At 75.1% G+C, this 8,290-nt stretch carries 5 protein-coding genes and 1 pseudogene; 5 read left to right on the top strand and 1 reads right to left on the bottom strand.

Features of this window, described 5'->3' with window-relative positions:
- A pseudogene (locus ACSNOB_RS30775) lies at positions 1–193 on the bottom strand (MFS transporter); the annotation flags it as partial.
- Between the two features lie 117 nt (positions 194–310).
- Between ACSNOB_RS30775 and ACSNOB_RS30770 the strand changes: the two are divergent.
- From ACSNOB_RS30770 to ACSNOB_RS30750, 5 genes are all read left to right on the top strand, one after another.
- Positions 311–2,098, top strand: a complete 1,788-nt coding sequence (locus ACSNOB_RS30770) for an HSP90 family protein (RefSeq protein ID WP_436690824.1) — start codon at positions 311–313, stop codon at positions 2,096–2,098.
- Between the two features lie 3 nt (positions 2,099–2,101).
- On the top strand, positions 2,102–4,960 hold the full coding sequence (locus ACSNOB_RS30765) for a hypothetical protein (protein WP_436690822.1): 2,859 nt from the start codon (positions 2,102–2,104) through the stop codon (positions 4,958–4,960).
- Positions 4,961–5,063: 103 nt separating this feature from the next.
- Positions 5,064–5,687 (top strand): TetR/AcrR family transcriptional regulator, encoded by a 624-nt coding sequence (locus tag ACSNOB_RS30760; protein WP_393108216.1) that lies wholly within the window; start codon positions 5,064–5,066, stop codon positions 5,685–5,687.
- Positions 5,688–5,774: 87 nt separating this feature from the next.
- Positions 5,775–7,142: an acetyl-CoA carboxylase biotin carboxylase subunit gene (locus tag ACSNOB_RS30755; RefSeq protein WP_436690820.1), complete on the top strand. Its 1,368-nt coding sequence runs from the start codon at positions 5,775–5,777 to the stop codon at positions 7,140–7,142.
- Positions 7,143–7,383: 241 nt separating this feature from the next.
- Positions 7,384–8,290: hydroxymethylglutaryl-CoA lyase (locus tag ACSNOB_RS30750; protein WP_436690818.1), on the top strand; the 907-nt coding region annotated here is incomplete at its 3' end.

Here is an 8,290-nt window from a genome sequence, read left to right as displayed (position 1 = left end):
CGCCGCCGAGCAGGCCGAACAGCAGCGGCGGGAGCTGCCCCGCCACGGTCACCGCCGCGATCACCCGGGGATCGCGGGTCAGCGTCGCGGCCAGCAGCGCCAGGGCGGGCGTACGCAGGGCGTCGCCCAGGCGCGAGGAGACGGCGGCGGACCAGAGCAGCCGGTAGTCGCGGCCGAGCGGGGGTGCGGTCATGGCGGCGAGCCTCGGGGCTCGACCGGGTCGAGGGTCAAGTTGCCCGGAAAGGGGACCGCGCGTGTCGGTGATCATCGGTACGGTGGGCGCCGGCATCTGACCGGGGAGCAATCCAACGTGGACCACACCTTCCAGGTCGACCTCCGTGGCGTGGTCGACCTGCTCAGTCACCATCTCTACGGCAGCCCGCGGGTCTACGTCCGCGAGCTCCTGCAGAACGCCGTCGACGCGATCACCGCGCGCCGGGCGGCCGACCCCGACGCGCCCGCGCTGGTGCGCGTCGAGCCCCCGGAGCTGACCGGCGACGGCACCCTGCGGGTGCACGACACCGGCATCGGCCTGACCGAGGCGCAGGTGCACGAGCTGCTGGCCACCATCGGCCGCAGCTCCAAGCGCGACGAGCTGGGCTTCTCCCGGCACGAGTTCCTCGGCCAGTTCGGCATCGGCCTGCTCTCCTGCTTCCTGGTGGCCGACGAGATCCGGGTGGTCACCCGGCACGGCGACCACCCGACGGTGCACTGGATTGGCCACTCCGACGGCCGGTACGCGGTCGAGCTGGCCGCGCCCGGCGCCGGGCGGGCCGAGCCGGGCACCACGGTGACGCTGGTGCCGCGCCGCGACGCCGACCAGTGGTTCGCCACCCCGACCGTGGTCGACCTGGCCCGGCTCTACGGCTCGTTGCTGCCGGTCACCGTCCGGGTCGGCGACGTGGTGACCACCGCCGGCCCGCCGCCCTGGCCGACGACCCCGGGCGCGCCGGTCGACCGGGCCGCGCTGGTCCGCTACGCGCGGGAGACGCTCGGCTTCGACCCCTTCGACGTGCTGCCGCTGTCGGTGCCGGAGGCCGGCCTGACCGGGGCCGCCTTCATCCTGCCGAACGCGGTGAACCCGGCGGCCCGGGCCGGCCACCGGGTTTACCTCAAGCGGATGCTGCTCACCGAGCACGCCGACGGGCTGTTGCCGGACTGGGCCTTCTTCGCGCACTGCGTGGTGGACGCCAGCGAGCTGCGGCCGACCGCCAGCCGGGAGGCGCTGTACGAGGACAGCCTGCTCGCCGCCACCCGGGAGGCCCTCGGCGACCAGGTGCGCGGGTGGCTGGTCCGGCTCGCCAAGCACGACCCGCGGCGGCTCGCCGAGTTCCTCCAGGTGCACCACCTCGGGGTGAAGGCGCTCGCCCTGCACGACGACGAGATGCTGCGCCTGGTCGACCAGTGGTGGCCGATGGACACCAACGTGGGCACGCTCACCCTGGCCGAGTTCCGGCAGCGGCACGGGGTGGTCCGCTACGCGGCCAGCCTGGACGAGTTCCGCCAGCTCGCCGCCGTCGCCGCCGCGCAGGACCTGGCGGTGGTGAACGGCGGTTACACCTACGACACGGAGCTGATCGAGCGGCTGCCGGCGGTGGACCGCTCGGTGCTGATCGAGCGGCTGGAGCCCAGCGACCTGACCACCCGCTTCGAGAGCCTCGACCCGCAGGTCGAGCTGGCCCTGCGGCCGTTCCTCACCGGTGCGCAGCGGGCCCTGGAGCGGCTCGGCTGCGAGGTGGTGGTCCGGGCGTACGACCCCGTCTCGCTACCGGCGCTCTACCTGGTCAGCCGGTCGGCGGCGTTCAACGACCAGCTCGCGGCGAGCCGGGACCGGGCCGACGAGCTGTGGGGCGGGGTGCTGGACGCGCTGGCCGCCTCCGCCCCGCCGGACCGCCCGCAGCTGGTGCTCAACCACCGCAACCCCCTGGTCCGCCGGGTCACCACGCTGACCGACCCGGAGCTGGCCGGGCTGGCCGTCGAGGCGCTCTACGGGCAGGCGCTGCTGCTCGGGCACCATCCGATCCGCGCGGCCGACGCCGCGCTGCTGAACAGTTCCTTCCTCGGCCTGCTCGGCCGGGCCGTGCCGGGACAGGAGTGAGCGATGAGCAGGGAAGACGAGGACCTGTGGCGGGTGCTCCGCGAGGTCGACAACATGCCGTACGGCGCCGGGCAGATCGCCGCCACGGAGCAGTTGCTGCGCCGGGTGGACGCCGCTGACGACCGGGAGCTCGCCTTCGTCGCCCGCATGCAGGCCACCACCGCGTACGTCTACGGCGGCGAGCCGGCCAAGTCCTTCGTCACCTTCTCCTGGTGCCTGGCCGAGTTCGACCGCGACCCGCAGCCCTACCACGAGCGCTACGCCCACCAGCTGCTCTGGCACTTCAAGTACATGGTCACCGGCCTGCTGCGGTTCCCCGAGATCCCGCTGGACCGCGCCAACGCGGTGCTCGACGACATGGAGCGCCGCTACCGCGAGGGCGGCCACAGCCTCCAGGCCGTCCACAAGCACCGGTTCCAGGTGGCGGACCACCTGGGCGACGCCGACGCCGCCGCGCACTGGTACCGGCTCTGGCAGACCACCCCCCGCGACCAGCTCTCCGACTGCGCCGGCTGCGATCCCACCACCCAGGTGCAGTACCTCGCGGACGCCGGCCGGCACGCCGAGGCGGTCGCGTTGGCCGAGCCGGTCCTCGCCGGCCGGCTCAGCTGCACCGAGCAGCCGCAGGCCATCCTCACCGCGCTGCTGCTGCCCTACCTGCACACGGGCCGCCCGGAGCAGGCGCGCGACGCCCACCGGGAGGCCTACCGCCGGCTGCGGGGCAACCTGTCGGACCTGTGGGACATCGGCAACCACGTCGAGTTCTGCACGCTGACCGGCAACGACGCCCGCGCGGTGGAGATCGTCGAGCGCCATCTCGACTGGCTCGACCGGGCGCCCTCGCCGGCCGCCGCCATGCACTTCGCCGCGACCGGCGCCGCCGCGCTGCGCCGGGCCGGCGAGCTGACCGTCTACCGGCGGGCGGCCGGCGACCGGCCGGCCGGCGAGATCGCGGCGTCGGCGCTCGCCGCCGAGCTGACCGCGACGGCGACCGCGCTGGCCGCCCGGTTCGACGCCCGCAACGGCACCTCGTACCAGTCGGAGTGGATCGCCCGGCGGCTCGCGGCCGAGCCGACCGGCGAGCACCTGCCGCTCTCGGCCAGCCTGCGTCGTCGCCCCGTCCGGGGAAGCGCCGGCCCGGCCGCCGCCGACCGCGCCCCGACGCCGGGCACCGCCGCCACCGTGCCGGTGCCGGCCGACGCCGACGCCGACGCGCTGCTCGACTTCGCCGAGGAGCGGCTGCGCCGCCACGACCGCGCGGCGTTCCGGGCCGCGTTGGCCGCCTGGGACGACCGGTTCGGCGCCGGAGACCTCCCGGCGCCGACGGCGGCCCACCGCTTGGAGCTGCGCGCCGCCGAGCTGGGCGACGGGGAGGACGTGCCGGCCACGGTCGCGGCCCACCGGGCGGCGCTCGCCGCGTACCGGGAGCTGGGCGACGAGGTCCGGGCGCAGATCGTCGCCGGGCGGCTCGGCGTGCTGCTGGCCATGGCCGACGAGAGCGCGGACGAGGGGCTGGACCTGGTTCGGGCGTCCGCCGACGTACTCGACCGGCGGGGCGACGACCGGCAGCGGGCCGCCGGGCTGGACCGGGTCGCGCTGGCGCTGATGCACCGGGAACGCTGGTCGGAGGCGGTCGACGTCCTCGACCGGGTGCCGGCCGACGCCGGCGGCGACCCCTGGCTGGCCGCCCGGATCGCGCTGCACCGGGCCCACCTGCTCGAACAGCTCGACCGGGTGGCCGACGCCCACGAGGCCGCCGCCCGCGCCCGTGACCTCGGCCGGGACCTCGGTCTCGGCGACGTCACCACGGCCGCCTGCCTCACGTACGCCCGGACGGCCGACGACCCGGCCGAGGCGGTCGCCGCCTGCGACGAGGCGTTGCGGGTGGCGCCGGCCGAGGCGTGGTTGCCGGTGCGGGTCGCCCGGGCAAGGGCGCTGATGGCTGCCGGCCGGGCCGCCGACGCGGTGGACGACTTCGCGGAGGCGGTGACGCTCTGCGTCGAGCGGGGTGCCGAGGGGGACGCCTTCCTGCGCTGGGAGCTGGCGAACGCGTACCGGGTCGCGGGTCGGCTGGGCGAGGCGGCCGAGGTCGCGGAGGAGGCGGTGCTCGGGCTCGACCGGCTCGGCGCGCAGGCCGAGGCGGACCGGTGCCGGCATCTGCTGGCGGGCGTCTACGAGGGGCTGGGCGAGATCGACCCGGCGCTCGCCCTGCTGGAGCAGCTCGCCGTCAACCTGGACGGCCCGGACAACCTCCCGCACCGGGCGCAGGTGCTGGAGGAGGCCGGCGGGATCCTCTACGACGCCGACCGGGACGCGCTGGCGGCGGTCCGGTTCGCGGCGGCGGCGACCGCGTACCGGCAGGCCGACCTGCCGGTCGACGAGTTCCGGGCCCGCCGCCGGGAGGCCTACGCGCAGCTCTGGTCCGGTGACGAGGCGGCGGCCCTGCGCACCGTCGAGGTGCTGGACAAGCTGGCGGCGGGGCTGGCCGGGCAGCCGGACGAGCCGCCGCCGGTCACGTACGAGCTGGCCCTGGCGGCCGAGGCCGGGGCCCGGGTGCTGATCGCCCACGGCCGGGAGGCCGAGGCGTACGACCGGCTGGCCGGGGTGCCCGCCCGGCTCCGGTCGATCGAGGCGTTCGGCGAGGCCGCGCAGGTGGAGGTCCTCACCGGCGAGCTGCTGCTGCGGCTGGACCGGCCGGCCGCGGCGGAGCCGCTGCTGCGGGAGGTGCTCGGCGGGCTGCCCGCCGGTTCCCGCCCGGTGCAGCAGGCCGCCTGGCTGCTGGCTCGGGCGTTGGACCTGCTGGACCGCCCGGCCGAGGCCGCCGCCCTGCGGGACGAGTACGGCCTGGATCACGAGCACTGAGGGCGCGCCGTCCGGGCCGGGTTCCCGGCACCCGGCCCGGACGGAGGCGACCGGTGGGTAACCAAGCCTCCACGTCGTCACATACTCGGTCTACGCTTGCCCGGTGACGGTGGAGCAGCAGGCACGGGGCAGGGCGAGCGGCGCCGCGGGGTCGGGCCGGCGTCGGTCCCGCAAGGACGAGATCCTGGAGATCGCGGTCGGCCTCTTCGCCTCCCGGGGCTACCACGGCGTCTCGATGGACGACATCGGTGCGGCCGCCGGGGTCACCGGGCCGGCGCTCTACCACCACTTCGCCGGCAAGGAGGCCATGCTGGTCGCCGCGCTGATCCCGGTCAGCGAGGAGTTGCTCGCCGGTGGCCAGGAGCGCTCGGCCGGCCACCCCGACGACCCGCGCGGCGCGCTGGAGTCGCTGATCGACTTCCACGTCGACTTCGCGCTGGCCAACCCGGCGGTGATCGCCCTGCACCTGCACGAGCTGGACCGTCTCCCCGACGAGCCCCGGCGCCGGATCCGTCGGCTCCAGCGGCTCTACGTCGAGCAGTGGGTGACCGTGCTGACCGCGCTGCACCCGGACATGCCCGACGGCGAGGCGCGGGTGCTGGCCCACGCCGCGTTCGGCCTGATGAACTCGACGCCGTTCCTCGGCGGCGAGGTGGACCGGCGCCGCCGGGCCGAGCTGCTGCGCGGTGCCACCCTGGCCGCCCTCCTGGCCCACCCCAACCCCTGATCCGCGAGACGGGTGGGCGACTCGTCAGTAACCGGGCGCTCGTGGTTCCCTAGCACCCGTCCAGACCCCCGGACGCTGGGAGGAAACATGATCGAGTCGCTGCTGGTCGCCAACCGGGGCGAGATCGCCCGCCGGATCATCCGCACCGCGAGGCGGCTCGGCGTCCGCGCGATCGCGGTGCACTCCGAGGCCGACGCCGGCCTGCCGTTCGTGACCGAGGCCGACGAGGCGGTGTGCGTGGGCCCGGCGAACCCGGCCCAGAGCTACCGCAACGTCGAGGCCATCCTCGCCGCCGCCAAGTCGACCGGCGCGCAGGCCGTCCACCCCGGTTACGGCTTCCTGTCGGAGAACGCCGACTTCGCCCGTACCGTCGAGTCCAGCGGGCTGATCTGGGTCGGGCCCGGCGCGGACGCGATCAGCGCGATGGGCGACAAGATCAACGCTCGGAACCTGATGGCGGCGGCCGGGGTGCCGGTCGCCCCCGGCACCACCGACCCGGCGGCCGACCTGGACGCGGCCGTCGCCGCGGCGGCGGAGATCGGCTACCCGGTGATGGTCAAGGCCGCGGCCGGGGGCGGCGGCATGGGCATGGGCGTGGCGAACGACGAGGCCGCCCTGCGCACGGAGTACGACAAGGTGCGCGCCTTCGCCGAGCGGATGTTCGGCGACGGCTCGGTGCTCATCGAGCGTTACTTCCCCCGGGTGCGCCACGTCGAGGTGCAGATCCTCGGCCTGGCCGACGGCCGGGTGGTGGCCCTCGGTGAGCGGGAGTGCTCGGTGCAGCGGCGCAACCAGAAGCTGGTCGAGGAGTCGCCCTCCCCGGCGGTCTCCCCGGAGCTGCGCGAGCGCTTCCTGGCCGCCGCCGTGCGGGCCGGCGAGGCGGTGAACTACCGCAACGCGGGCACGGTGGAGTGCCTGCTGGTCCCGCGGCAGCGGGACGCCGAGGGTGACGGCTCCGCCGCCGAGGAGTTCTTCTTCCTGGAGATGAACACGCGGCTCCAGGTCGAGCACCCGGTGACCGAGCTGGTCTACGGCGTCGACCTGGTCGAGGAGCAGCTGCGGGTGGCCTCCGGCCTGGCGCCGACCTTCGACCCGGACGCGCTCGCACCACGCGGGCACGCCATCGAGCTGCGGATCAACGCCGAGGACCCGAAGCGCTTCCTGCCCGGCCCGGGCGCGATCACCGCCTGGACGGCGCCGACCGGCGAGGGGGTCCGCGTCGACTCGGGCTACGTCGCCGGCAACACGGTCACCCCGTTCTACGACAGCCTGATGGCGAAGCTGATCGTCAGCGGCGCCACCCGCGCCGAGGCGATCGAGCGGGCCCGCGCCGCGGTGGCCGGCTTCGAGCTGACCGGCCCGAAGTGCAACCTTCCGTTCTTCGCGGAGCTGCTGGAGAACGAGGAGTTCCTCTCCGGCGACTACGACACCGGCATCGTCTCCCGCATGCGCTGACCCTATGCCGTGCTGATCAGGGTTGGCGGTGCGCGCGGGCCCGGCACCGCCAACCCCCTGGTCAGCGTGGTTCGGTCCCGGACCGGCCGGGTGATGCGTCTTCCGGCGTCGCCGCCGGCGGTGGGTCGACGGTCGGCGGTGGCTCCCGGCGCGTGCGGTGCGCCACCTCGCGGGGGGCGGTGTGCGGGTGGGAGGCTGGGAGGACCCAGCACGTAAGACCGTCACAGTGAGGTGACCCCTTATGGCGGAACTGCCAGACTTCGTGTCGATCCGGGAGGTCGGGCCGCGCGACGGGCTCCAGAACGAGGACCCGATCCCGACCGACGCCAAGGTGCGGCTGCTCGACGCCCTCTCCGGCACCGGGGTGAAGCGGATCGAGGCCGTCTCGTTCGTGCATCCGAAGGCGATCCCGCAGATGGCCGACGCCGACGAGGTGTGGCAGCGGGCGGCGAAGGCCGAGAGCGTGCGCTACTCGGCGCTGGTGCCGAACACCCGGGGCGCGCAGCGCGCCCTCGCCGCCGGGTTCACCGAGATCGAGGTGGTGGTCTCGGCCAGCGACACGCACAACCGGCGCAACGTCAACCGCTCCACCGACGAGTCGCTGGACGACATCGCCGAGCTGATCGACCTGCTGCACGGCGCCGGCGCGCAGGCCGAGGTGATCATCGCGACCAGCTTCGGCTGCCCGTACGAGGGGGACACCGACCCGGCCCGGGTGGCCGCCATCGTCGACCGGGTGGTCCGCGACGGCGCCGACCGGGTGGCCTTCGGCGACACGACCGGCATGGGTACGCCCCGGCGGGTCCGGGAGCTGCTGACCGCCGTACGCGACCGGAACGCCCACGTCCCGGTGCTGCTGCACTTCCACAACACCCGGGGCACGGCGCTGGCGAACATGCTCACCGCGCTGGAGTTGGGCGTCACGGAGTTCGACGCCAGCGTCGGTGGCCTCGGCGGCTGCCCGTACGCGCCGGGGGCCAGCGGGAACCTGGCCACCGAGGAGGCGGTGCACATGCTGCACGACATGGGCATCGACACCGGCATCGACCTGGCGGCCCTGATCGAGGTGGCCGAGTTGGCCGAGCGCCTGGTCGGCCGCCAGCTCCCCTCCGGCGTCCTCCGCGCCGGCCCCCGCACCCGCCTCACCG

Origin of the sequence: Micromonospora sp. URMC 106, from assembly GCF_051386395.1 — a bacterium.
GTDB lineage: Bacteria > Actinomycetota > Actinomycetes > Mycobacteriales > Micromonosporaceae > Micromonospora.
This window is presented reverse-complemented; position numbering and strand designations above follow the sequence as displayed.

Excerpts from the sequence above, each read along its gene's own strand:
- ACSNOB_RS30765 (WP_436690822.1), top strand. The coding sequence starts at position 2,102 with ATGAGCAGGGAAGACGAGGACCTGTGGCGGGTGCTCCGCGAGGTCGAC.
- ACSNOB_RS30755 (WP_436690820.1), top strand. The coding sequence starts at position 5,775 with ATGATCGAGTCGCTGCTGGTCGCCAACCGGGGCGAGATCGCCCGCCGG.